We start from the raw sequence: 1,235 nt of genomic DNA on the forward strand, positions 1-1,235 counted from the left end.
GTTGATCTGAGGCCGGCAAACTGGACCGTTTTTGGCTAGAGTTTTTCGCACCGATTCCCTGGCTGGGAGGAGCGAAGGACGATGAAGGCCTCGAGATTTTCGGACGCCCAGAAGGCGTTCATTCTGAAGCAGGGCAGTGACGGGGTTGCGGTGGCGGAGATCTGCCGCAAGGCCGGGATCAGCCAGGCGACCTATTTCAACTGGAAGAAGAAGTACGACGGGCTGCTGCCGACGGAGATGCGACGGCTGAAGCAACTCGAGGAGGAGAACGGCAAGCTGAAGAAGCTGGTCGCCGATCTATCGCTCGACAAGGAGATGCTGCAGGACGTGATCCGCCGAAAGCTATGAAGCCTGGCCGGAAGCGCAAGCTGGTCGACGAGGTCTGTGGCGAGTGGCAGGTGTCGATCCGCAGGGCCTGTGACGCTCTTGAGTTCGACCGCTCGACCTATCACTACAAGTCCCGTCGCTCCGGCCAGGCTGCCCTCGAACAGAAGATCAAGGAGATCTGTCATGTCCGCGTTCGCTACGGCTACCGTCGTGTTCACGTCCTGCTCCGCCGTGAAGGCTGGCATCATGGGCAAAACAAGACGCGCCGCATCTATCGCGAATTGGGCCTGCAATTACGCAACAAAATGCCCAAGCGCCGGGTCAAGGCCAAACTGCGCGATGACCGGCGACCGGCCACACGATCGAACGAGACCTGGGCGATGGACTTCGTCCATGACCAGTTGGCGACGGGACACAAGCTTCGGGTGCTTACGATCATCGATACCTTCTCCCGCTTCTCGCCGGCGCTGGCGCCACGGTTCACCTTCCGCGGCAGCGACGTCGCGGAGGTGCTGGAAAGGGCCTGCAAGGAAGTGGGCTTCCCGGCAACGATCCGGGTCGATCAAGGCAGCGAGTTCGTGTCGCGCGATCTTGATCTGTGGGCCTACCAGCGCGGCGTCACGCTGGACTTCTCACGGCCCGGCAAGCCAACCGACAACGCGTTCATCGAGGCCTTCAACGGCCGCTTCCGGGCCGAATGCCTCAACGCCCACTGGTTCCTGTCCCTTGCGGACGCCCAGCAAAAAGTGGAGACTTGGCGCAGATACTATAACGAAGAACGGCCCCATGGGGCGATCGGCAATCGACCGCCGATTTTGCTGCAAAACCACGTCGGCGCAACCAGCCCGCCAACGTGACAGAGGCGCAAAACTCTAGTTCTGGGTGGTCCAAACTTCGGTCTCGCTGCA

Annotated in this window: 1 protein-coding gene; it reads left to right on the top strand. The window is 60.9% G+C overall.

Annotation, left to right across the window (positions count from 1 at the left end; all coding sequences use genetic code 11):
* Nucleotides 1-81: 81 nt before the first annotated feature.
* Nucleotides 82-1,184, top strand: a protein-coding gene (locus ACFFWD_RS24630; protein WP_376969432.1) for an IS3 family transposase whose coding sequence is annotated in 2 segments (ribosomal slippage) — nucleotides 82-343 and nucleotides 343-1,184 — 1,104 coding nt in all. Because the reading frame shifts where the segments join, the coding sequence is not laid out codon by codon here.
* Nucleotides 1,185-1,235: the final 51 nt, after the last annotated feature.

This window comes from Bradyrhizobium erythrophlei (assembly GCF_042430365.1).
GTDB lineage: Bacteria > Pseudomonadota > Alphaproteobacteria > Rhizobiales > Xanthobacteraceae > Bradyrhizobium > Bradyrhizobium erythrophlei.